Annotated in this window: 13 protein-coding genes, 2 tRNA genes and 3 rRNA genes; 5 read left to right on the forward strand and 13 right to left on the reverse strand. The window is 58.9% G+C overall.

Annotation, left to right across the window (positions count from 1 at the left end; translation table 11 throughout):
* The first annotated feature begins 127 nt into the window (after window positions 1-127).
* The 4 genes from ACX3YF_RS03820 (at window position 128) to ACX3YF_RS03835 (ending at window position 2,567) form a co-directional block, all read left to right on the forward strand.
* On the forward strand, window positions 128-1,012 hold the full coding sequence (locus tag ACX3YF_RS03820) for a LysR substrate-binding domain-containing protein (protein ID WP_458973429.1): 885 nt from the start codon (window positions 128-130) through the stop codon (window positions 1,010-1,012).
* Between the two features lie 46 nt (window positions 1,013-1,058).
* Window positions 1,059-1,634 carry an NAD(P)H-dependent oxidoreductase gene (locus ACX3YF_RS03825; RefSeq protein WP_198131935.1) on the forward strand — a complete coding sequence of 192 codons (576 nt, stop codon included), beginning with the start codon at window positions 1,059-1,061 and terminating at the stop codon, window positions 1,632-1,634.
* Between the two features lie 63 nt (window positions 1,635-1,697).
* Window positions 1,698-2,069 carry a MerR family transcriptional regulator gene (locus ACX3YF_RS03830; RefSeq protein ID WP_130211233.1) on the forward strand — a complete coding sequence of 124 codons (372 nt, stop codon included), beginning with the start codon at window positions 1,698-1,700 and terminating at the stop codon, window positions 2,067-2,069.
* Between the two features lie 153 nt (window positions 2,070-2,222).
* A complete protein-coding gene (locus ACX3YF_RS03835) occupies window positions 2,223-2,567 on the forward strand; it encodes a cupin domain-containing protein (RefSeq protein WP_030128140.1) in 345 nt (114 codons plus the stop codon).
* A 169-nt stretch (window positions 2,568-2,736) separates the two neighbouring features.
* Here ACX3YF_RS03835 and mmsB read toward each other — a convergent pair whose 3' ends face one another.
* Both mmsB and ACX3YF_RS03845 read right to left on the reverse strand, forming a co-directional pair.
* Window positions 2,737-3,624, reverse strand: a complete 888-nt coding sequence (gene mmsB / locus ACX3YF_RS03840) for a 3-hydroxyisobutyrate dehydrogenase (protein WP_130211231.1) — start codon at window positions 3,622-3,624, stop codon at window positions 2,737-2,739.
* 10 nt (window positions 3,625-3,634) lie between these two features.
* Entirely contained in the window at window positions 3,635-5,161 is a 1,527-nt protein-coding gene (locus ACX3YF_RS03845; protein ID WP_448645759.1) for a CoA-acylating methylmalonate-semialdehyde dehydrogenase, read from the reverse strand.
* A gap of 150 nt (window positions 5,162-5,311) precedes the next feature.
* Here ACX3YF_RS03845 and ACX3YF_RS03850 point away from each other — a divergent pair, with 150 nt between their 5' ends.
* Window positions 5,312-6,259 carry a LysR family transcriptional regulator gene (locus tag ACX3YF_RS03850; RefSeq protein WP_454837817.1) on the forward strand — a complete coding sequence of 316 codons (948 nt, stop codon included), beginning with the start codon at window positions 5,312-5,314 and terminating at the stop codon, window positions 6,257-6,259.
* Here the strand turns inward: ACX3YF_RS03850 and ACX3YF_RS03855 are convergent.
* From ACX3YF_RS03855 to ACX3YF_RS03905, 11 genes are all read right to left on the reverse strand, one after another.
* On the reverse strand, window positions 6,256-6,708 hold the full coding sequence (locus ACX3YF_RS03855) for an OmpA family protein (RefSeq protein WP_130211250.1): 453 nt from the start codon (window positions 6,706-6,708) through the stop codon (window positions 6,256-6,258). The two genes, ACX3YF_RS03850 and ACX3YF_RS03855, sit on opposite strands and share 4 nt — an antisense overlap.
* 57 nt (window positions 6,709-6,765) lie before the next feature.
* The gene (locus tag ACX3YF_RS03860; RefSeq protein WP_458973430.1) at window positions 6,766-8,034 is read right to left on the reverse strand and encodes a diguanylate cyclase domain-containing protein; all 1,269 of its coding nucleotides are present in this window, start codon (window positions 8,032-8,034) and stop codon (window positions 6,766-6,768) included.
* Window positions 8,031-8,606 (reverse strand): YfiR family protein, encoded by a 576-nt coding sequence (locus tag ACX3YF_RS03865; protein WP_454837806.1) that lies wholly within the window; start codon window positions 8,604-8,606, stop codon window positions 8,031-8,033. Before ACX3YF_RS03865 ends, ACX3YF_RS03860 begins: the two co-directional genes overlap by 4 nt.
* Before the next feature lie 119 nt (window positions 8,607-8,725).
* Window positions 8,726-10,834 (reverse strand): exodeoxyribonuclease V subunit alpha, encoded by a 2,109-nt coding sequence (recD, locus tag ACX3YF_RS03870; RefSeq protein ID WP_458973431.1) that lies wholly within the window; start codon window positions 10,832-10,834, stop codon window positions 8,726-8,728.
* A complete protein-coding gene (gene recB / locus ACX3YF_RS03875) occupies window positions 10,831-14,523 on the reverse strand; it encodes an exodeoxyribonuclease V subunit beta (RefSeq protein WP_458973432.1) in 3,693 nt (1,230 codons plus the stop codon). The genes recD and recB overlap by 4 nt, the downstream gene beginning before the upstream one ends.
* Window positions 14,520-17,972, reverse strand: coding sequence for an exodeoxyribonuclease V subunit gamma (gene recC, locus ACX3YF_RS03880; protein ID WP_458973433.1), 3,453 nt, complete (start codon window positions 17,970-17,972; stop codon window positions 14,520-14,522). The genes recB and recC overlap by 4 nt, the downstream gene beginning before the upstream one ends.
* Before the next feature lie 218 nt (window positions 17,973-18,190).
* Window positions 18,191-18,306, reverse strand: a 5S ribosomal RNA gene (gene rrf / locus ACX3YF_RS03885).
* Between the two features lie 151 nt (window positions 18,307-18,457).
* A 23S ribosomal RNA gene (locus ACX3YF_RS03890) occupies window positions 18,458-21,349 on the reverse strand.
* Between the two features lie 242 nt (window positions 21,350-21,591).
* Window positions 21,592-21,667 (reverse strand) — tRNA-Ala (locus tag ACX3YF_RS03895).
* A gap of 9 nt (window positions 21,668-21,676) precedes the next feature.
* Window positions 21,677-21,753: transfer RNA gene (locus tag ACX3YF_RS03900), tRNA-Ile, on the reverse strand.
* A gap of 121 nt (window positions 21,754-21,874) precedes the next feature.
* Window positions 21,875-23,411 (reverse strand): 16S ribosomal RNA (locus ACX3YF_RS03905).
* The 16S, 23S and 5S rRNA genes sit together here with 2 tRNA genes alongside, the layout of an rRNA operon.
* Window positions 23,412-23,960: the final 549 nt, after the last annotated feature.

The following is a 23,960-nucleotide window of genomic DNA, read 5'->3' on the forward strand; positions in this document are numbered from 1 at the left end:
GGCGCTCTTAAGTCCATCGCGAGCAGGCTCGCTCCTACATGAGACTTGCGAACGACACCAATCCCCTGTGGGAGCGGGCTTGCCCGCGAAGGGGCCAGCCCCGACATCACACATCCAGAGCCTTAAGATGCACTTCGACCTGACCGACCTGCGCCTGTACCTGAATATCCTCGACAGCGGCAACATCACCGCCGGTGCCGCGCGCAGTCACCTGTCCCTGGCGGCGGCGAGCGCACGAATCCGTGCCATGGAAGCATCGATCGGCATTGATTTTCTCGAGCGCGGCCGGCGTGGCGTCACTCCCACGCCGGCGGGAAAAGCGCTGGCGCAGCACGCCCGGCTCTTGCTGCAACACGCCGAACGCATGCAGCAGGACCTCGCCGAATACGCCAATGGCGTCAAAGGTCAGGTGCGGCTGCTGTGCAACACCACGGCGCTCACCGAGTACCTGCCGGAACTGCTCGCGGACTTTCTGCGCGAACATCCCAACCTGGACATCGACCTGCAGGAACTGCCCAGCGCCCGCATCACCCATGCCTTGCGTCAAGGCGCGGCCGACCTCGGTATCGTCTCCGACGCCGTGGACACCGAGAACCTGCAGACCCTGCCGTTTCGTGACGATCCCCTGGGGTTGATCGTGCCCCGTCATCACCCTCTGGCCGACACCCGGTCACTCGCCTTCAGCGAAACGCTGCACCACGATTACGTTGGATTGAACGCCAACAGTGCGTTGGCGGTGTACCTCGAAGAACAAGCGCTGCATCTCGGCGCGCGCTTGCAGATCCGCATCCGCGCAGACGGTTTCGATGGCGTGATGCGCATGGTCGCTCGCGGCGCGGGGTTGGCGATTGTGCCGTTGGCGGCGGTCGAACGCTGGCCAGGGGAAGCCCCTTTCAACTGCATCGCCCTGCAGGAACCCTGGGCCCGACGCACGCTCCAGCTCTGCGCCAGGGATTTCGCGGCACTGCCCGGTTATGCCAGGGCCTTGCTGCATGCCTTGACTCTCCCCTGAGGGGCAGACTTTACCCTTGGGGCTTTCAACTTCAAGGACAGCGACAATGGGCAAACGAATGCTGGTGATTCTGGGTCATCCGTCGAGCAACAGTTTTTGCGGGGCCATCGCCGAGCGCTACACACAATCGGCGTTGCATGCCGGGCATGAGGTGCGCCAGCTGTTTCTCGGGAAACTGGACTTCGATCCCATCCTGCACGAAGGCTATCAACAGGTTCAGCCACTGGAACCGGACTTGCGCCAGGCGCAGGCGGACATTTTGTGGGCCGAGCATCTGACACTGGTCTATCCGATCTGGTGGGGCGGGATTCCAGCCTTGCTCAAGGGCTTTTTCGATCGCGTGTTGCTGTCCGGTTTCGCCTTCAAGTACCGCGAAGGCAAAGCCTTTCCCGACAAACTGCTGCACGGTCGCAGCGCCCATTTGCTGGTGACCATGGATACGCCACCCTGGTACTACCGCTGGATCTATCGCATGCCGGGGCTGCACGAGGTCCGCAAGGCCACACTGGAGTTTTGCGGTATCAAGCCCACCAAAACCCTCACGTTCGGGCCGATTCTCGGGGCCAACGCAGCGCAACGGCAGGCCTGGCTCGAACAGGTGCATGCTATCGCCGCTCATTGAATGTCCCGGATAATGCGCAGGGCCTGCGGGCGCATTGTTCGGGACATTTAAAAAGGGACTTTCATGTACATCGGTCAAGCCGCGCGACTCTCGGGAAGCACCGTCAAAAGCATCCGCCACTATGAAGCCATCGGCTTGTTGCCCCCCGCGCAACGCCAGGGAAAGTACCGCACTTACTCGCAGCAACACGTCGAGTTGCTGATGTTCATCAAGTGCGCCCAACAGTTGGGCTTCAGGCTCAAGGAAATGCAGGCGATGTTCGAACAGCACCGGGGCGAGGCCTTTCCATGGGCACTTGCGCGAGTCGCCATCGCCGACAAAAAACGCGAGCTGACGGACAACATCGATGCCCTCCAACAACGCCACCGGGCGCTGGAGGACTTAGAGGCGAGCTTGCAGAATGCTCAGGAACAGTGCCGGCTCGACAGTCTTTGATAATCATCGGTCGGCATCAGGGCTTCGAAAGACTTACCTGGCCGAACACTGACCGCTGCGTTTCTGGATACCTCGATGTCGAGCACAGACAACTGACGCACAACCAAGCCCGATAGGGTGCGACTTCAGTTCTCCCCAACGCTCGGAGTCATCATGTCCGCACCGATTACTGTTCTTCGCGACACTCACCCGCTGCCGGTGCTCGACGCCTGCAAATGGGAAAAACTCGAAGGCGATCCGCATACCGTCAACCTCAATGCCTACACCAGCGAAGACGGCAGCAAGATCATGGGCACCTGGATCTGCACGCCGGGCAAGTGGTACGTGGAATACGTGAAGTGGGAGTACTGCCACTTCCAGGAAGGCTACTGCATCATCACCCCGGAAGGCATGGCGCCGATCCACCTGCGCGCCGGTGACATTTTCGTCATCGAGCCAGGCATGAAAGGCACGTGGGAAGTGGTGGAGACCGTGCGCAAGTATTTCGTGTTTGCCTGATACAAAAAAACCGGGAGATCACCCGACGTGATCTCCCGGTAAATGTCGATAGGTAGATGCTGCCCCTGTGGGAGCGAGGCTGCTCGCGATGTCGGACTCACATTCAACATTTTCGTCGACTGTCACACCGCTATCGCGAGCAGGCTCGCTCCCACAGGTTTCCGAGCGATTATTGCGGTTTGCGATAGCTGTTAATGATCGCCGAAAAGTCGTTCCCGCCTTCCCCACGCAAACTCATCGCCTGATACAACTGCTGGGCCACCGCGCCGAGCACCACCGGTTGGTGTGCCTGACGCGCCGCTTCGGTGGCCAGCCCCAGATCCTTGAGCATCAGTTCGGCACCGAAACCGCCGGTATAGCCGCGTGACGCCGGCGCCGTTTCGACGATGCCCGGCCATGGGTTGTACATCTCCGAACTCCAGCAACGCCCGGTGGAGCTGTTGATGATGCCCGCCAGCACCTTGGTGTCGATGCCCAGGGCATCGCCCAGGGCCATGGCTTCGCTGACGCCGACCATGGAAATCCCCAGCAGCAGGTTGTTGCAGATTTTAGCGATTTGCCCGGTGCCGACCTCACCGCAATGGACGATGTTACGGCCCATCTGCGCGAGTACCGGTTGCAGGGTGGCGAACAGTTCCGGGGTGGCGCCGACCATGAACGTCAGCGTCCCGGCGGCGGCGCCACCCGTGCCGCCGGAAACCGGTGCATCGGCCATGGCCACGCCCTGTTTGGCGGCAGCGGCGGCCACGTCACGCGCGGTCTGCGGGTCGATGGTGCTGCAATCCACCGCCGGTACGCCTTTGCCGATACCGGCCAGAACGCCGTCTTCACCCAGCCAGACACTGCGCACATGCACGGCCGCCGGCAGCATGGTGATCACCAGCTCGGCACCGTCCGCCGCTTCCCGCGCCGAGGCGCTGATGCTGCCGCCCAACTGCTCGAGTTCCGCCAGCACGGCTTTGTTCAGGTCGACCAGGCGCAGGGCATGGCCGGCCTTGATCAGGTTGCGCGCCATCGGCGCGCCCATGTTGCCCAGACCGATAAAAGCGATTTTCATGTCCGGCTCCTTAACGCAAGTTGATGGTGGTGTTCACACCGTCGTTGACGCTGTCGTCATCGAACCAGCGACTGGTGACCGTCTTGGTCTGAGTGTAGAACTGCACCACTTGCTTGCCGTACGGACCGAGGTCGCCGAGTTTGGAACCACGGGAACCGGTGAAGCTGAAGAACGGCACCGGCACGGGGATCGGGATGTTGATACCGACCTGGCCGACGTCGATTTCGCTCTGGAATTTGCGCGCCGCCGCACCGCTCTGGGTGAACAGGCCGGTGCCGTTGCCGAACGGGTTGGCGTTGACCAGGGCGATGGCCTCGTCGAGGGTATTGACCTCCAGCACCACCAGCACCGGGCCGAAGATTTCCTGGGTGTAGATCTGCATGTCGGTGGTCACGCCGGAGAACAGCGTCGGGCCGACAAAGTTGCCCTGCTCAAAACCGGGAACCGTGATATCGCGACCGTCCAGCTCCAGTTTCGCGCCTTCCTTGATGCCGCTTTCGATCAGGTCGAGAATCCGCGCCTTGGCCTTTTTCGAGATCACCGGCCCTACGTCGGTGCCCGGCTCACTGCCCGCGTTGACCTTGAGCTTTTGCGCCAGCGCCTTGAGGTCAGGCAGCCACTGCCTAGCCGCGCCCACCAGCACCACCACCGAGGTGGCCATGCAACGTTGACCGGCCGCGCCGAAACCGGCACCTACCAGCGCATTCAGCGCTTGTTCGCGATTGGCATCCGGCAGCACCACGGCGTGGTTCTTGGCGCCCATCATCGATTGCACACGCTTGCCGTGCTTGCCGGCCAGGTCGTAGACGTGAGTCCCGACGGCGGTCGAGCCGACGAACGAAACCGCCTTGATGTCCTTGTGGGTGCAGAGCGCATCCACCACGTCCTTGCCACCGTGCACGACGTTGAGCACGCCTGCCGGAACGCCGGCTTCGATCGCCAGTTCCACCAGCAGCATGGTCGACAGCGGGTCCTGCTCGGACGGCTTGAGCACGAAGGTGTTGCCGCAGGCGATGGCCATCGGGAACATCCACAGTGGAATCATTGCCGGGAAGTTGAACGGGGTGATGCCGGCGCAGACGCCGATCGGTTGACGCAGGGTGTAGGTGTCGACACCGCCCGCCACGTTTTCAGCGAACTCGCCCATTTGCAGGGTGCCAATGGAGCAGGCGTGTTCGACCACTTCCAGGCCACGGAAAATGTCGCCCTCGGCGTCGGCGATGGTTTTGCCTTGCTCGTTGCTGAGCACGACGGCGATGCGTTTGGAATGTTCGCGAATCAACGCCTGCAGCTTGAGCATGATGCGCATCCGCGCGCCTATCGGCGTCAGCTTCCAGGTCTGGAAGGCGCGATGGGCGGCGCTGATCGCGGCGTCGACTTCTTCGGTGGTGGCAAACGGCACCTTGGCCAGCACCTGTTGGGTCGCCGGGTTGATGATGTCGTGCCATTCAGTGGTCTTGGACTCGACCCACTGGCCGTCGATCAACAGCTTGACCTTGTGCAGCGTGGTTTCGTTAGGCGTGAGCGAAGCGTTCATGTGGGTCTCCGGATGTTTGTTTTTATCTTGGGAGCCAAGGCGAAAAAGTCGCCTTGCGATGAGGCGTGTGTCGCGAATTGGTTGTGGGACTGTTTTTGGAGTATAGATGTGCAAACTTCTAATAAGAACGTACATAAAAGCCGGTCCATCATGCAAAAAAACATCACGTCTTTAGGCTCGCTGAACTGGGACGACCTCAAGTTTTTCCTCGAAGTCGCCCGAACCCGCAAGGCCAGCACCGCGGCCAAACGCCTGGCCGTCGACTACACCACCGTGTCGCGGCGCATCAGTTCGCTGGAAGCGTCATTGGGGACTTTGCTGTTCGAGAAGTCCCGGACCAGCGGCTTCGTCCTGACCGCCGAAGGCCAGCGATTGCTGGGTTACGCCGAGTCGATCGAAAGCACGTTGCACATGGCCTGCGAGCAGGTGTCCGGCTCCGGGGTGGCGTTGTCCGGGCATGTGCGCATGGGCTGCACCGAAGGGTTCGGCAGTTTTTTCATCACGCCTCAGCTCAGCCATTTCGTCGACGCCTACCCGGCGATTTCGGTGGACATCCTGCCGCTGCCGCACTTCATCAGCCTGTCCAAGCGCGAGGCGGACATCGTCATCGCCCTGGAGCGCCCGGAACACGGGCCCTACGTGTGCTGCAAACTGACGGACTATCGCCTGCAGCTGTATGCGACCCAGGAATACCTCGACAAACACCCGGCGATCCGCCGCCCGGCCGACCTCAGTGAGCATTCATTCATCAGCTATGTCGACGACCTGGCGTTCAGCTCGGAGCTGCTGTACCTGGCCAACGTGTTGCCCGGCGCCAGTGCCAACCTGCGCAGCACCAGCGTCATCGCGCAATTCGTGGCAGCGCAGCAGGGCCGGTCACTGGCGATCCTGCCGTGCTTCCTCGCCGCACAAGACCCACGGCTGCTGCCGGTGCTGCCGGAGGAAATCAACATCACCCGGCAATTCTGGATGTACTGCCGCGAAGACCTGCGCAAGCTCAAGCGGATCACCCTGTTGTGGGATTACATCCGCGAGGTCACTGAGCAGAATCAGCGGCTGTTGATGGGGGAAAGTCGGGAGATGTTGTTCGCCGATTAGTCGGCACTCACCACGATAGCGACGCGGCGGTTTTCCGCGCGGCCGTCCACCGTGTCGTTGGAGGCCACGGGCTGGCTGCTGCCAAGCCCACGCAGTTGGATGTTGTCCTGCTTCATACCGGTGGTGGCCAGCACCGTGGCGACGCTTTTTGCCCGGCGCAGGGCAAGCTGTTCGTTATAGGCTTCTTTGCCGGAAGCATCGGTATGCCCATCGACTCTGACGCGCTCGATGCCGACACCCAGCAACGACTTGCCAATGCGCTCGACGATCGCGGTGCTCTGCGGGTTGAGGCTGTCGATATCACTGCCAAACAGCACTTTGCCGGACAGGCCGAACGCCCAGCCTTCATCGGTCAGCTTGAACCCTTGCTGCTTGAGCACGGCAATCTGCGCCGGGGTCAGACCTTTTTGCGGTACCGACTGGCAACCCGTCAGGGTCAGGATGGCCATTACCAGGGTGATCGTGAACAGTCGCAGGGAACGCTGAATGAGTGAGGACACGGGAAATTAGCTCCTGATTTGAACATCGGCGACAGGGTGCTCCGCCCCTGCCGTGTGTCGAGCGCCTCGGGCGATGCGCTTGGCTTGATACATCGCCGTGTCGGCCGCGTTGAGTAACGCGACCGGTGTAGCGCCATGATCGGGGTATACGGCAATGCCAATGCTGAGTGAGGTCAGCACTTGATGATCGCCCGGCAACGGGATGGGGACTTCCATGCTGGCCAGGATTTTGTCGGCAATGCGCTCGGCGTCTTCGATCTTGTGCAACGGTGTCAGCAGCACGGCAAACTCATCACCGCCCAAGCGTGCCACCAGATCCTCTTCCCGCAGTTGCATCCGTACCCGATTGGCCACGGCGACCAACACGGCGTCCCCCGCGGCATGACCGAAGTTGTCGTTGATTTCCTTGAACCGATCGCTGTCGAGAAACAACACCGCCGCCCGCTCGTTGAGTTTGTTGGCATTGCGCAATGCCCGTATCAACCGCCCCTCAAAAAACGCCCGGTTCGGCAACCCCGTGAGGCTGTCGTGACTGGCCTGGTGGGCCAGGGTTTCGTTTTCACTTTGCAGGTGGGTTTGCCAGGATTCCAGCTCATCGAGCAGGGCGTTGAAGTCGTTGCCCAGGTTGTCGAGTTCGGCAATGGAAGCGGCGGGGACACGTTGGTCGAAGGCACGCTCGCTGCGCACGGCATGAGCCACCGAGGCCAGATTGCGAAGTGGACCAATGATCCCGCGAAGCTGTCGGCGTGCCAGAGAGAGCGCGACCCAGGTGCTGATCGCCGAACACAACACAATACCCATCAGGCCGCTGAGCAAAAAGCGCATCAGGTTGCCGCCATGGCCGGTCAGCAAAATGCTGCCGATCTCCCGATCCTGATGGATGATCGGCAGGTTGATGGGTTCTTCCAGAAAGGCCTTGGCCACCTGCATTTCGAGTCTGGAAAACAACCCGGTTTCCGGCCGCTGCCAGCGCGCCAGCAATTGACCACGTGCGTCCAGCACCTGGGCATCGGCCACTTCTTCGGTGGAGGCAATCAGCGCCAGCGCCTCGGTGGCGGCGGCCTTGTCGTTGAACACGACGGCGGCTTCCACGGTGTAATTGATCGAACGTGCGATCAGGTGCAGGTTGTGGTCGGCGTAGACGCGCAAGGCCAGTATGCCAAGCAGGGTCAACGAAACACTGGCCATCGCCACGCCCACCAGCGCGACAATCAAATGACCGCGGCCGAGGACGGAACGCAAGGCCGGGCGGCTACCCGGTTTGAATAGACTCATGGCGCCACCGGCTTGCGGCGGGACAGTTGCAGCACGCTTGGGTGAATGCGTACGCCGCTACGGGCAACGGAATCGAGGTTGACTTCAAACGACACCTGATCGTCGCTGACCCGCAGGCAAAACAGGCTGCCCACGGTGCATTGAGTGTCGCTTTCGCTGATGCTCAGTACGGGGCGGCCGGTCAGCGAGGCGAACAGCCGTCCGCGCTCTTCCTGGGTCAATTTGCCGATGTAGACCGCATCGCATTCACCGGCAATCGACGGATTGTCAGCCAGCAGCCGCTGCACCGTCACGGGCCTGCCGGTCGCCTGGGTCGTGCCTTTGACCAGATCGTCGGTGTATTCGGTGGGGCCGACGATGCACAGACGAAGTTGCGCAGGCTCAACCGGCCAACGGGCATAGCTGAGAATCCCGAGCACCACTTGCGTGACTGATTTGGCACGCTGGTCGGCCATGCCCGCCGGTGCCTGCGACTGGGCGAAAACCACGCCAGACATCACAAAGAGAAGACCGGCAAGCAGCGTTTGTTTGCAGCCAGCCACACGCCCCGTCGTCCTGACAGCCACCTTCATGCAGGGATTCTCTTCGAACGTAACTAAATGATGCCGCAACGATAGCACAGCGCTTAAACGCCAGCGAGACTGTGCACGATCGTACTTCGAACCGTTTGCGCAGCCTCGTGACGCCTGGCTCAGCCTATCGTTTCGACTTCTTCCTTGAGCGCCAGCATCAACCCGCTCAAGCGTTTGACCTTGCGCCTCACGGCCTCCTCAAATACCCCTGCACGCGGCTCGATCAAGGTGAACCAGTCCTTGGCCCGGGTAATCCCGGTGTAGATCAACTCTTTGGTCAGCACCGGGTTCAGGGCATCGGGCAGAATCAACGCGGTGTGTGTGAATTCCGAGCCCTGGGATTTATGCACGGTCATGGCGTACACGGTTTCAACGTCGTTGAGTCGACTGGGCAGGACGAAACGCACGCCGCCCTGTCCGTCGTTGCGCGGGAACGCCACGCGAAGCACCTGCTTGCCAGTATCAGGCCCATCACGCTCGGGAAGTTTCAGCGCAATACCGATGTCGCCGTTCATCAGGCCCAGGCCGTAGTCGTTGCGGGTCATCAGTACGGGCCGTCCTTCGTACCACTGCTGGTCGCTGTCGATCAGGCGGGCCTTGAGCAACGCGTCGGTCACTCGCCGATTCAAGCCCTCGACGCCCCACGGCCCCTTGCGCACCGCGCACAGCAACTGAAAAGCGTCGAAGGCTTTCAGGACATCCCGCGCCCACTCCATCCAGCACGCATCATCGAGCGGACGGTCGAGGGCCGGCCGCTGGGTGCGCAACAGGCTCAGGTAATGCCGGTAACCTTGGGGTCCTTCGCCATGGCCATCGAGCAACAGGCGCTCCAGCGCTCGATCCTGTTCGTTCTTGAGGGACAGGGAAAACACGTCGTCATGGCTTCGTGCAGCCAGCAATCTGCGGGCTTCATCCGGTTGTTGTTGATTGACCCATCGGGCGAGTTGACCGATTCCACTGCCCTCGCCAAACCGCCGCGAGTGACGCAGCATCACCACTTGCTGGGCCAGTGGGTGAGTGCTCTGGGTGTCTTCCTGCAAGCCACTGGCCGCCAGGCTTTCGCCACTGACCGCTTCCAGCCACTGGCGTGTTTGCGGGCTGTACCAACCGGCCTCGGCATCGCGGCACAAATCGCCCAACACGGCACCGGCCTCGACCGATGCCAGTTGATCCTTGTCGCCCAGCAACACCAGGCGAGCATGGGCTGGCAGCGCGTCGAGCAGGCTGGCCATCATTTCCAGGTCGATCATCGAGGCTTCGTCCACCACCAACACGTCCAATGGCAAGCGATTGCCCGCGTGGTGGCGGAAATGCCGCGTACCGGGACGGCTGCCGAGCAGACGGTGAACAGTGGTGACATCCGAAGGGACTTTCTGGCGTATGGCGTCGGTGACTTTCAACGTTCTGACTTGCTGACTGATGGATTCGGTCAGGCGCGCCGCCGCTTTGCCGGTCGGGGCGGCGAGACGAATGCGCAGCGGTTTGCCCGCCTCTACCGCTGGCGCCTGAAGCAACGCCAGCAGGCGCACGACAGTAGTGGTCTTGCCGGTTCCCGGCCCGCCGGTGACGATGCTGAAGGCACCTCGGGTAGCGAGGGCGCAGGCCAGTTTCTGCCAGTCGATCACGTCCCCCGGCTTGGCCGGCCCGAACAATCCGCTGAGGCGCTCGGGCAAGTCGCCCGGGGTTGCTTCGTGTTCGGCCAGGCGTTGACGCAGCGCGTTGTCGATACGGCGCTCGTAAGCCCAGTAACGGCGCAGGTACAGACGCTTGCCCGACAACACCAGTGGACGGCTGTGCACCGCCTCACGCCCGTCGGCCGCCAACGCGACCAGACTGCTGGAGGCCAGCACCTTGCACCAATGGGCACCGTCCAGCGCTTCCAGCAACTGCGATGGCAACAACATCGCGCCACTGTGCAGATCACCCTCCGGTGGTAGCGACAAGGCGAAATCCGGCTCCTTCAGGGTCTCGAACAGATCCAGGCAAACATGCCCATGGCCCAACTGATGACTGGTCAATGCCGCGGCCAGCAACACCAAGGGATCATCGTGCGGAGCCAGTTCATGAAGGAAGGCCACGAAGGCTTTGTCCAGTGCACGCAACCAGCCACGCTCGACCCAGCGGGTGAGCAGCAACAGCAAGTCCTCAGCACGGCTCAACGGGGCAAGATCGGCGAGGCTCTCGGCAGCCAATGAAGTGGGCAGCAAGTCAGCGAAGGTGCGGCTCATAGCAATACTCCCTGTTCCCAGGCGGGTTCGGCCTTGGGTTCTGGCTGACCTTGAAACAGCCGGTCCATTCGTTCGATCAGCTCTTTTGGAGGGCGGGCGAAGTACACGCCCTGGCTGGATGCCCGCGTGCCGCGCAAGAACAGGTACAACGCGCCACCGACATGCCGGTCGTAGTCGTAATCGGCCAGTCGGGCCTTGAGTTGCCGATGCAGCGCCAGGAGGTACAGCACGTATTGCAGGTCGTAGCGGTTGTCGAGGATCGACTGCTCCATGGCCTGTTCGGTGTACGCCGCGTCGTCGACACCGAGCCAGTTGGATTTGTAGTCAGCGACGTAGTAGCGGCCGTCGTGCTCGAAGGTCAGGTCGATAAAGCCCTTGAACATGCCATTGAGCAACACGGGTTCGGCGGCTACCCGCGCCACGCCGTTGTGCGTGTATTGGCACACCAGCGCGTCGAGCTTGAGCACGTCGACTTTGTGACTGGCGAACCAGAATTCCATTTCGACCTGGTACTGGGTCAGTTGCTCGAAAACCACCGGGGGGTGCCCTGCACCGACCGGCAACGGTGATTTGAGCAAGTGCTGCAGCCAATCGCTCAACGTGGTGATCCAGCCTTCCCAGCCACGGCGATTGCAGCGACGGGCGATCGCATCTTCCACGGCCTGAGGGCTGGCGGCAAAACCTTCGCCGCCCGCCCATTCGAGCAATCCATGCAGAAAGGTGCCCGGGTTCGGACCGCGAGGGAATCGATGGATATCGGCGCCCCCGGCGACCATTTCATGGAGCGCTTGTGGATCGAGACGTTCGTCGTCAAAGAGTTTCTGCGCCTGCGGACTCTCCGGCGCTTCAACGCTGCCGACATTCAGGATGTCGCTGATTCGCAACGCGCTGTAGGAAGCGATCCACCAGTTTTCGCTGGCCTTGCGCTTCGGCATCAACGGGGCCAGCAACGCTGCTTCGTTCTGCGGTGGGTGGTAATGCTCGGCGGTGGCTTCGGGCATTTCGCCGTAAGCCAGCGCGGCACAATCCTGTTGCAGGTCTTCCAGCCAGCGCTTCAGCCCCGCCGACTCAGCCAATGCCGCGCCGCCGCCCAACAGATAACCCAGCGCCGAAAGGTGCAGCACCGAGCTGTTGTTATTGCCGCGCTTGAGGTCCGTCACGCCCAGCCAACAGGCATGCTGCGCCCGGGTCAGGGCGACATACAGCAAGCGCAAATCTTCGGCCAGACGTTCATCATCGGCCAGGGCAATCAACTCGGCGGTCGGGCTCAAGGTCACCTGGGCCTTGCCCGTGGCGTCGTGGTAATGCATCGGCAGTCGGCTGCCATCCACCGGTTTCGCCGAACAAATGAACGGCAGGAACACCAAGGGGTACTCCAGTCCCTTGGATTTGTGGATGGTCACGACCTTGACCAGTTGCTCATCGCTTTCCAGACGCAGGATCTGCTCTTCGCCGGCCTGGCCGGACAATGCCAGATGCTCGGACAGATGCCGGATCAGGGCCTGCTCGCCATCCAGTTCGGCCGCCGCCTGCTGCAGCAACTCGGAGAGGTGCAACAGGTTGGTCAACACTCGCTCGCCATCGCTGCGTGCCATCAACGCCTGGGGCAGCTGGAAGTCATGCAGCAAGCGTCGCAACATGGGCAACACGCCCTGCTTGCGCCAGATCTCGCGATAATTGCGGAACTGCATGACCCGCGATTCCCAAGCCAGTTCGTCCTGATTCAGCCGCTCCAGTTCCGCCAGCGACAGATTCAGCGTGATGCAGGCCAATGCGGCCCGCAGAGGGCGTTCGACATCCGGCTCGGCGCAGGCCTTGAGCCAGGCCAGCACATCGTGAGCTTCCTGAGCGGCGAACACCGAGTCCTTGTCCGACAAATAAACGCTGCGTACGCCACGGGCCGAGAGTTCGGCACGCACAGCCTGCGCTTCCTTGCCATCGCGGACCAGGATCGCAATGTCCGCGGGCAACAGCCCTCTGAAGTCCTTGCCATCCTGATTGAAACCCGCACGCCCCTGTTGCCCGCCATTGAGCAGTCCGGTGATCTCGCTGGCACAGGCGGCCGCCAGTTGTTGCCGGTAAACCGCACCGGACAACGGTTGCTCGGCGGACAAGTGCCAGATGTTCAGGGCCGGCAAGACCTGACCATCGACGCACAGGACTTCTTTGCGACCCTGCGAGTCGACCGGCAGGAACGGCACCGGGTTGTCGCCGTTCGTTTCGCGGAACAGGAACGCACCACGCCCGGACTCACGGGATTCCGCACGTTCGAAGACATGGTTCACGGCACCGACCATGCCATGACTGGAACGGAAATTGGTGCCCAGGGTGTGCAGTCGGCCAGCGGTGGCCTGGCGCGCTCGAAGGTAGGTGTAGATGTCGGCACCGCGGAAGGCGTAAATCGCCTGCTTCGGGTCGCCGATCAGAAACAGGCCGTTTTCGGGGTTGTTGTCTTCGATGCGGTAGATGCTCTCGAAGATCCGGTACTGCACCGGGTCGGTGTCCTGGAACTCATCGATCAGCGCTACCGGAAACTGCTCGCGGATCAAGGCGGCCAGGCGCTCGCCGCCATCGGATTGCAACGCCGCATCAAGACGCAGCAACATGTCGTCAAAGCCCATTTCCGCACGGCGACGCTTCTCTTCTTCGAAGCGTGCACCGACCCAATGGGCGGCGTGTTGCAGCACGGCGGCATCAGGCGTCGGCAATTGATCGAGCGCGGTTTTCAGGCCGGGCATTGCGTCCAGGCCAGGATGACTGGGCACGTCGCCCTTCTTCCAGGCTTCGGCCATACCGTCGGGCGTGAGACGCGTGAAACCGGTGCCAATATCCAGTTGCTCAAGGGATTCATCCTCGGCCCAGGCTTTGAGTTTCTCGAACCAGGGCTCGAAGTAACGCGCCTGCATCTTGCGACCGTCGACATTTTTGCTGGCAACACCCTCGTGGCAGATGGCGAGCAACTCGTCCGCCCACTGACGCCAGGGTTTCTTGAGTTCGAGCAAGGCCGCCCGTCGTTCCTGTAGACATTCGGTGATCAGTTCGACAGGTTCTTTACCTTCAACACTGTCCCGCTCACTGGCGAACAGTCCGCGAACACGCGGCAACAATGCGGCCGGGCCGCCCCAATTGTTGCGCACCCAGTTCAGGGCATCGCCTTGCATCGGGTAGCAGAACAGTCGCCAGTAATCGCGCAAGACCTCGCCGAGCAAATCGCTGTGGTCGGTTTCCAGGGTCTGGGTAAACAGGCTGCCACTGTCGAAGGCGTGTTCGCGCAACATGCGCTGACACCAGCTGTGGATGGTCGAGACGGCGGCTTCGTCCATCCACTGGGCGGCGATGTCCAGGCGGTTCGCGCAACCGGGCCACTGTTCGGGCGGGTACTCGTTACGCAGTTCTGCAATCAGCCCATCGGGTGCCGATGTTTCATCCCGGAAATACCGGGCGGCTTCTGCCAGCCGTGTGCGAATGCGTTCACGCAGCTCTTTGGTGGCGGCGTCGGTGAAGGTCACGACGAGGATTTGCGGAGGCAACAGCTCACGCCCGAAACCACTCGGTTCGCCGCCATGGCCAAGGACCAGGCGCAAATACAACGCAGAAATAGTGAAGGTCTTGCCGGTCCCGGCACTGGCTTCGATCAGTTGACTGCCGCGCAGCGGGAATGCCAGGGCCAGAGGTGTCTTGCTGGTCATGGGCGCGCCTCCTCGCTGGACAACGAGCGCCAAGGCGCCTCGAGTAGTGGCCGATACAAGGCGTTGCACCAATCGACGAACGTTTCATCGGCGGTCAGTGCATCGTAATCAGCGAATTGACGGGCCAGTGCCACGCTTTCCCTTCGCTCCCCGTCAGTGTTCACGCCATCACCTTCATATGCTTTGCGAGCGGCCGCTTCGGCTTTGACCGGCTCGGCTTGACCCAACCAGGCGAACGCAGTCTTGACGGCAATCGGTAGCGGCTGACGCATGCCCGATTGCCAGGCCAGCAACAGGTCTCCCAGAATCCGTGATGCTGATTCTTGCTCCATCGGCTCAAGGATCAGGCTGTCGTCACTGGCCACCAATGCGGTCGTCATCGCCATGCCGCTGGCACAAGCGACCAGATGATTGACCCAGGCTCGCGTCAGGCGATGCCATTTGCGCGATTTGATCGAGCCGATGCTGTTGGGGATGGTTGTGACCGAGAGCAAACCACCGTCGGCGCGCTGGTGCAGCCCGCTGAGCCAGCCCTCGACAGGCAAACCATGCAGCTCCAGATTGACCGGCAGGGCACTGGTCAGCGGCGTCGGCCATAACGCCAGGAGCTGATGGTAGCGTTGCAGCAGATCGGGTAACGGCTCTATCAACTCTCGCTGAAGGCATTCGCCAAATCCTGCCATCGGCAGCAGCCCACTGTTTTGCAGGCGCCGGGCCTGCGACTCCAATGCCTGATCGACTTCGCCCGGTTGCGTCAGTGCGGCGTCGAGCAAACTGTCGCTGAGGCTGTAGCGTTGTAGAGCATCGAGCACAAAGGGCTCTTCATCCGCCAAGGGCACTTCGGCAGCTTCGAAAAACACCTTCAAGCGCTGGCTGAAGAAATGCCGCACAGGGTTGCGCAGGAAATCCTGCAATTGGCCGAGACCCAGCGGTTCTTCTTGAGCGTGGGCATCCAGCACTTCGACGTCCGTGGCGTGCTCGGTCGCGTGATGAAGCGCCTGCCATTCAGTGGCGTAGCTGAACAGTGCGTCGCCTTCATGGAAATAACGAGCACTGAAGGGCTGCAAGGGGTGCTCCTGGGTGATGGCCTCGAGCAGGTCCTCGTTGGCGTCGCTCAATCGCCAGCCGCTGGCCAGGTGGTCGCGGAGCTGGCCGATCAGCACCGACGCCGGGCGCTCGCTGTTATCGCGGATACTACGGCCGACCCAACTGATGTAGAGCTGGTCGCGGGCCGACAACAGCGCCTCCAACAGCAAGTAACGGTCATCTTCGCGTCGTGATCGATCACCGGGGCGGTAGTCACTGCCCATGAGGTCGAAATCCAATGGAGGCTGCGCGCGCGGGTAGTCGCCGTCATTCATCCCCAGCAGACAGACCAGTTTGAAGGGAATGGCTCGCATGGGCATCAATGTGCAGAAGTTAACGGCTCCGGCCAGAAAACGCTGAGACAAGCGTCCCTGATCGAGACCGGCCAGCCAGGCCTCACGGACGACGGTCAGGGGCAGTTCATCCTGCAAGCCTACCGATTCACAATTCTCGAGCCAGGTTTCGCGCAACGCTTCCAGTTGGGTCAGCAAATAGTCGTCATGCTCGTTACTGGCCTGGAAGAACAATGACATCAACGCCTGTAATCGCACGCTCCATTGCCGGGGCGATGCCGGTTGCGTGAGTTCGTGGTGGGCGATCTCCAGCGTATCCAGCAACGCCACCAACGGACCGATGAGTGCCGCATCCAGCCCGCCGATCTCGTCGTAGGGTTCGATACCTTCGCACGCACTGCCACTGCCCACGGCATAACCCAGCAACATCCGGCGCAGGCCAAAACGCCAACTGTTTTGCTCCAGCGCCTGCGGCAGTCCCAATCCCGCCCGCTGCTCGGCATTCATGCCCCAACGAATACCCGCGCCTTCAATCCAGCGGTGAAGGGTGGGCAGGTCACGCTCCTCGACGCCGAAGCGAGCGCGCAATGCCGGGACATCCAACAGGTCGAGAATTTCGCTGACAGGGAAACGGCTGTCCGGCAGCTTGAGTAGATGTTCGACGGCGATCAGTAACGGGTCGCGGCCACGCTGGCCTTGATCAGCGAGCGTGAAGGGAATGAACCGCGGATCCTGGCGATCAAGCTGGCCGAACACTGCTCGTATATGCGGGGCATAACTGTCGATATCCGGGACCATCACAATCACGTCTCGGGGACGCAATTGCGGATCGGCGCTGAAGCGGGCGAGCAGTTGATCGTGAAGGATTTCGACTTCGCGCTGGGCACTGTGAGCGATATGAAAGCGGATCGACGGGTCTGTCTCCAGATCCACTGCCGGCCAACGTTCGCGGGTTTCGTTCAGGGGGCGCAACTCAAGGATGTCGTCCTGCAACTGATTGAGCATGTTCAGGGGCTGGCTGTCACTGAACAGGTCGATGCGGCCGTCGCGGAATGCCGAACGATAGCTGTTGGGATCGTCGTAGCTATCGAGCAGGTTGATATAGTCCCGCCCCTGCTTGCCCCATGCGGCCAGCAACGGATGGGCATGCTGATGAAGGGTTTGCGGGTCGAGCACAACCGGCATACCGCTCTTGCGAGCCTGGCGTTTGTATTGATGCCGCAATAGGTCCTTATCGGCGACGATGTCCGCCCAATGGTGGCGACACGGGTTATGCACGCACAGCAGCACCTGGCTGAAACGAGCCAGTCCGGCCAGGGCTTCCAGGGCTTGTGCGGGTAGCGACGAAATGCCGAAAACGATGACCCGGGAAGGCAGCCCGACAGGGGCAACATCGAGACTGTTGATCCGCTCGATGAACCGCTGGTGTACACCCGCGCGGCTTTGCGCCATGCCCTCTTCGCCGACATCCAGCAACAGAGCGCGCCACAATTCCGCTTGCCAGCAATTGGCCGGGGTCAGCGGTTTGGCTTCACCTCTGCCGTTGCGTAATTGATGCCGGCCTTCAGCCCAGTCTTCGAGCCAGTCGGCACGGTACACCTGGTACTGGTCGAACAAATCCGCCAGCCGCTCTGCCAGTTGATAGCGTTTGCGCAGATCGGTGTCATGGGTCAGGAAGCGCTGCAGAGGCTCGAAATGCGCTTGATTGATCAGTTGCGGAAGCAGACGCATCAGACGCCAGGTCAAGGGAGCCTTATCGAGCAGGGAAGTGACCGGGATTTCGTCACGGCCAAGGACCATGCGATACAGCTGCCACATGAAGCTGCCCGGTAACTGTACGTCGATGGCAGCGGCGATACCGCAGCCGCCCATGTCATCTTCTTCAGAGTCTTCAGCCAGTGCCAACTTGAGCCACTGGGCAATGCCATTGCTCTGCACCAGAGCAATCTCATTTTCCAAGGGAGCCAGCGGGTAGCGCCGCATCCAGCTCACCACCAGGCTGCGTAACTCGTCGAGGCGGTTGCCGTGAACCACCATAAAACCAGCACTGAGGGACGTTGCATCCGGCATAAAGGCTTCCTTGGAAAGCTCAAAATCGAGGGACGACTTTAGCATTGAAGGCGACTTGCTTCATTGTGGGAGCGAGCTCGCTCGCGAAGAACTTCAGGGCTGCGGGGGGCGTCAGACAGTAACGTCATCGCTGCCGCTGCCATTTCCGGCGCGGTACTTTCCTGCGGACAAAAACAAAACCCCTACCTGCATACGCAGATAGGGGTTTTGGAATTTAATCTTGACGATGACCTACTCTCACATGGGGAAACCCCACACTACCATCGGCGATGCATCGTTTCACTGCTGAGTTCGGGATGGGATCAGGTGGTTCCAATGCTCTATGGTCGTCAAGAAATTCGGGTACCGAACCGTCTTTCGACGCTTCAGCAAATTGGGTATGCGATAGTTTGTGTGTTGTGCGAACTTTCGGTTCATTGCGTCTTCACACACCGCAATCTGGCTTTGCTCTTTATTTAGGAGCATGCAAATTGCTTGGGTGTTATATGGTCAAGCCTCACGGGCAATTAGTATTGGTTAGCTCAACGCCTCACAGCGCTTACACACCCAACCTATCAACGTCGTAGTCTTCGACGGCCCTTCAGGGAACTCAAGGTTCCAGTGAGATCTCATCTTGAGGCTAGTTTCCCGCTTAGATGCTTTCAGCGGTTATCTATTCCGAACATAGCTACCCGGCAATGCCACTGGCGTGACAACCGGAACACCAGAGGTTCGTCCACTCCGGTCCTCTCGTACTAGGAGCAGCCCCTCTCAAATCTCAAACGTCCACGGCAGATAGGGACCGAACTGTCTCACGACGTTCTAAACCCAGCTCGCGTACCACTTTAAATGGCGAACAGCCATACCCTTGGGACCGGCTTCAGCCCCAGGATGTGATGAGCCGACATCGAGGTGCCAAACACCGCCGTCGATATGAACTCTTGGGCGGTATCAGCCTGTTATCCCCGGAGTACCTTTTATCCGTTGAGCGATGGCCCTTCCATACAGAACCACCGGATCACTAAGACCTACTTTCGTACCTGCTCGACGTGTCTGTCTCGCAGTCAAGCGCGCTTTTGCCTTTATACTCTACGACCGATTTCCGACCGGTCTGAGCGCACCTTCGTACTCCTCCGTTACTCTTTAGGAGGAGACCGCCCCAGTCAAACTACCCACCATACACTGTCCTCGATCCGGATAACGGACCTGAGTTAGAACCTCAAAGTTGCCAGGGTGGTATTTCAAGGATGGCTCCACGCGAACTGGCGTCCACGCTTCAAAGCCTCCCACCTATCCTACACAAGCAAATTCAAAGTCCAGTGCAAAGCTATAGTAAAGGTTCACGGGGTCTTTCCGTCTAGCCGCGGATACACTGCATCTTCACAGCGATTTCAATTTCACTGAGTCTCGGGTGGAGACAGCGCCGCCATCGTTACGCCATTCGTGCAGGTCGGAACTTACCCGACAAGGAATTTCGCTACCTTAGGACCGTTATAGTTACGGCCGCCGTTTACCGGGGCTTCGATCAAGAGCTTCGCGTTAGCTAACCCCATCAATTAACCTTCCGGCACCGGGCAGGCGTCACACCCTATACGTCCACTTTCGTGTTTGCAGAGTGCTGTGTTTTTAATAAACAGTCGCAGCGGCCTGGTATCTTCGACCGGCGTGGGCTTACGCAGCAAGTGCTTCACCCTCACCGGCGCACCTTCTCCCGAAGTTACGGTGCCATTTTGCCTAGTTCCTTCACCCGAGTTCTCTCAAGCGCCTTGGTATTCTCTACCCAACCACCTGTGTCGGTTTGGGGTACGGTTCCTGGTTACCTGAAGCTTAGAAGCTTTTCTTGGAAGCATGGCATCAACCACTTCGTGTTCTAAAAGAACACTCGTCATCAGCTCTCGGCCTTGGAATCCCGGATTTACCTAAGATTCCAGCCTACCACCTTAAACTTGGACAACCAACGCCAAGCTGGCCTAGCCTTCTCCGTCCCTCCATCGCAATAACCAGAAGTACAGGAATATTAACCTGTTTTCCATCGACTACGCTTTTCAGCCTCGCCTTAGGGACCGACTAACCCTGCGTCGATTAACGTTGCGCAGGAAACCTTGGTCTTTCGGCGTGGGTGTTTTTCACACCCATTGTCGTTACTCATGTCAGCATTCGCACTTCTGATACCTCCAGCAAGCTTCTCAACTCACCTTCACAGGCTTACAGAACGCTCCTCTACCGCATCACCTAAGTGATACCCGTAGCTTCGGTGTATGGTTTGAGCCCCGTTACATCTTCCGCGCAGGCCGACTCGACTAGTGAGCTATTACGCTTTCTTTAAAGGGTGGCTGCTTCTAAGCCAACCTCCTAGCTGTCTAAGCCTTCCCACATCGTTTCCCACTTAACCATAACTTTGGGACCTTAGCTGACGGTCTGGGTTGTTTCCCTTTTCACGACGGACGTTAGCACCCGCCGTGTGTCTCCCATGCTCGGCACTTGTAGGTATTCGGAGTTTGCATCGGTTTGGTAAGTCGGGATGACCCCCTAGCCGAAACAGTGCTCTACCCCCTACAGTGATACATGAGGCGCTACCTAAATAGCTTTCGAGGAGAACCAGCTATCTCCGAGCTTGATTAGCCTTTCACTCCGATCCACAGGTCATCCGCTAACTTTTCAACGGTAGTCGGTTCGGTCCTCCAGTCAGTGTTACCTAACCTTCAACCTGCCCATGGATAGATCGCCCGGTTTCGGGTCTATTCCCAGCGACTAGACGCCCTATTAAGACTCGCTTTCGCTACGCCTCCCCTATTCGGTTAAGCTCGCCACTGAAAATAAGTCGCTGACCCATTATACAAAAGGTACGCAGTCACAGAACAAAGTCTGCTCCCACTGCTTGTACGCATACGGTTTCAGGATCTATTTCACTCCCCTCTCCGGGGTTCTTTTCGCCTTTCCCTCACGGTACTAGTTCACTATCGGTCAGTCAGTAGTATTTAGCCTTGGAGGATGGTCCCCCCATATTCAGACAAAGTTTCTCGTGCTCCGTCCTACTCGATTTCATGACCAAGAGATTTTCGCGTACAGGGCTATCACCCACTATGGCCGCACTTTCCAGAGCGTTCCGCTAATCTCAAAGCCACTTAAGGGCTAGTCCCCGTTCGCTCGCCACTACTAAGGGAATCTCGGTTGATTTCTTTTCCTCAGGGTACTTAGATGTTTCAGTTCCCCTGGTTCGCCTCTTAAGCCTATGTATTCAGCTTAAGATAACCATCTTATGATGGCTGGGTTCCCCCATTCAGACATCTCCGGATCAAAGTCTGTTTGCCGACTCCCCGAAGCTTTTCGCAGGCTACCACGTCTTTCATCGCCTCTGACTGCCAAGGCATCCACCGTATGCGCTTCTTCACTTGACCATATAACCCCAAGCAATCTGGTTATACTGTGAAGACGACATTCGCCGAAAATTCGCGCCGCTCAATAAAGAGCAACTCACAAATTTTACCTTAGCCTGATCCGTTACCAGTGAAAGTAACGTTCAGTCTATCTTTCTATCACATACCCAAATTTTTAAAGAACGATCTAGTCAAAAGACTAGAAATCAATATTCACATCGGAATATTCATTTCTAAACTCTCAAACGTTTCGAAGCAGTTAATGGTGGAGCCAAACGGGATCGAACCGTTGACCTCCTGCGTGCAAGGCAGGCGCTCTCCCAGCTGAGCTATGGCCCCATACAAAATTGGTGGGTCTGGGCAGATTCGAACTGCCGACCTCACCCTTATCAGGGGTGCGCTCTAACCAACTGAGCTACAGACCCAATTTCGAGCGCGTAACTGTTAGCGTGAGCTATCAGCTTGGAGCTTAAAGCTGCTTCTATCGTCTTCTTCAATGAATCAAGCAATTCGTGTGGGAACTTATGGAGCAGCTGAGTCGTCGATTAAGGAGGTGATCCAGCCGCAGGTTCCCCTACGGCTACCTTGTTACGACTTCACCCCAGTCATGAATCACACCGTGGTAACCGTCCTCCCGAAGGTTAGACTAGCTACTTCTGGTGCAACCCACTCCCATGGTGTGACGGGCGGTGTGTACAAGGCCCGGGAACGTATTCACCGCGACATTCTGATTCGCGATTACTAGCGATTCCGACTTCACGCAGTCGAGTTGCAGACTGCGATCCGGACTACGATCGGTTTTATGGGATTAGCTCCACCTCGCGGCTTGGCAACCCTCTGTACCGACCATTGTAGCACGTGTGTAGCCCAGGCCGTAAGGGCCATGATGACTTGACGTCATCCCCACCTTCCTCCGGTTTGTCACCGGCAGTCTCCTTAGAGTGCCCACCATAACGTGCTGGTAACTAAGGACAAGGGTTGCGCTCGTTACGGGACTTAACCCAACATCTCACGACACGAGCTGACGACAGCCATGCAGCACCTGTCTCAATGTTCCCGAAGGCACCAATCCATCTCTGGAAAGTTCATTGGATGTCAAGGCCTGGTAAGGTTCTTCGCGTTGCTTCGAATTAAACCACATGCTCCACCGCTTGTGCGGGCCCCCGTCAATTCATTTGAGTTTTAACCTTGCGGCCGTACTCCCCAGGCGGTCAACTTAATGCGTTAGCTGCGCCACTAAGAGCTCAAGGCTCCCAACGGCTAGTTGACATCGTTTACGGCGTGGACTACCAGGGTATCTAATCCTGTTTGCTCCCCACGCTTTCGCACCTCAGTGTCAGTATCAGTCCAGGTGGTCGCCTTCGCCACTGGTGTTCCTTCCTATATCTACGCATTTCACCGCTACACAGGAAATTCCACCACCCTCTACCATACTCTAGCTTGTCAGTTTTGAATGCAGTTCCCAGGTTGAGCCCGGGGCTTTCACATCCAACTTAACAAACCACCTACGCGCGCTTTACGCCCAGTAATTCCGATTAACGCTTGCACCCTCTGTATTACCGCGGCTGCTGGCACAGAGTTAGCCGGTGCTTATTCTGTCGGTAACGTCAAAACAGCAAAGTATTAATTTACTGCCCTTCCTCCCAACTTAAAGTGCTTTACAATCCGAAGACCTTCTTCACACACGCGGCATGGCTGGATCAGGCTTTCGCCCATTGTCCAATATTCCCCACTGCTGCCTCCCGTAGGAGTCTGGACCGTGTCTCAGTTCCAGTGTGACTGATCATCCTCTCAGACCAGTTACGGATCGTCGCCTTGGTGAGCCATTACCTCACCAACTAGCTAATCCGACCTAGGCTCATCTGATAGCGCAAGGCCCGAAGGTCCCCTGCTTTCTCCCGTAGGACGTATGCGGTATTAGCGTTCCTTTCGAAACGTTGTCCCCCACTACCAGGCAGATTCCTAGGCATTACTCACCCGTCCGCCGCTGAATCAGAGAGCAAGCTCTCTTCATCCGCTCGACTTGCATGTGTTAGGCCTGCCGCCAGCGTTCAATCTGAGCCATGATCAAACTCTTCAGTTCAAACATCTTTGGGTTTTGAGAAAACCCTAAACTTGGCTCAGCAATCGTTGGCTACATCTTTGATTTCTCGCGGAGTAACTTGTGATGCTGATAATCTGTTGACTAGCAGTCTGACTCCACAAGCACCCACACGAATTGCTTGATTCAGTTGTTAAAGAGCGGTTGGTTAAGATCTTTCGTCTCAACCGAGGCGCGCATTCTACAGCAGCCTCATTTGCTGTCAAGTGATTATTTTCAGAAGTTTTCAAGGATTCCTTAACAACTTCAACCACTTGCGCCTTCGATCTCTCGTCAGCGGGAGGCGAATTCTACAGCGTTACTCGCTGCTGTCAACACCTCTTTTTCAACTTCCTTCGCGCTTCGATAACCTGAAGCAACTTGCTGCCGAAAACTTCGTAACTCATTGTATTCCAAGGAGTTTTCAGTTTCGACTGCGCCGGAAGTGGGGCGAATTATAGGCTTCCAGAATCTGCCGTCAACCCCTATCTTCATAAATCTGTCATACAGGTCAAAAAAGCCCCGAAAACAAAAAGGCCGACCCAATGGGTC

The organism is Pseudomonas fluorescens group sp. PF-69 (assembly GCF_054481235.1).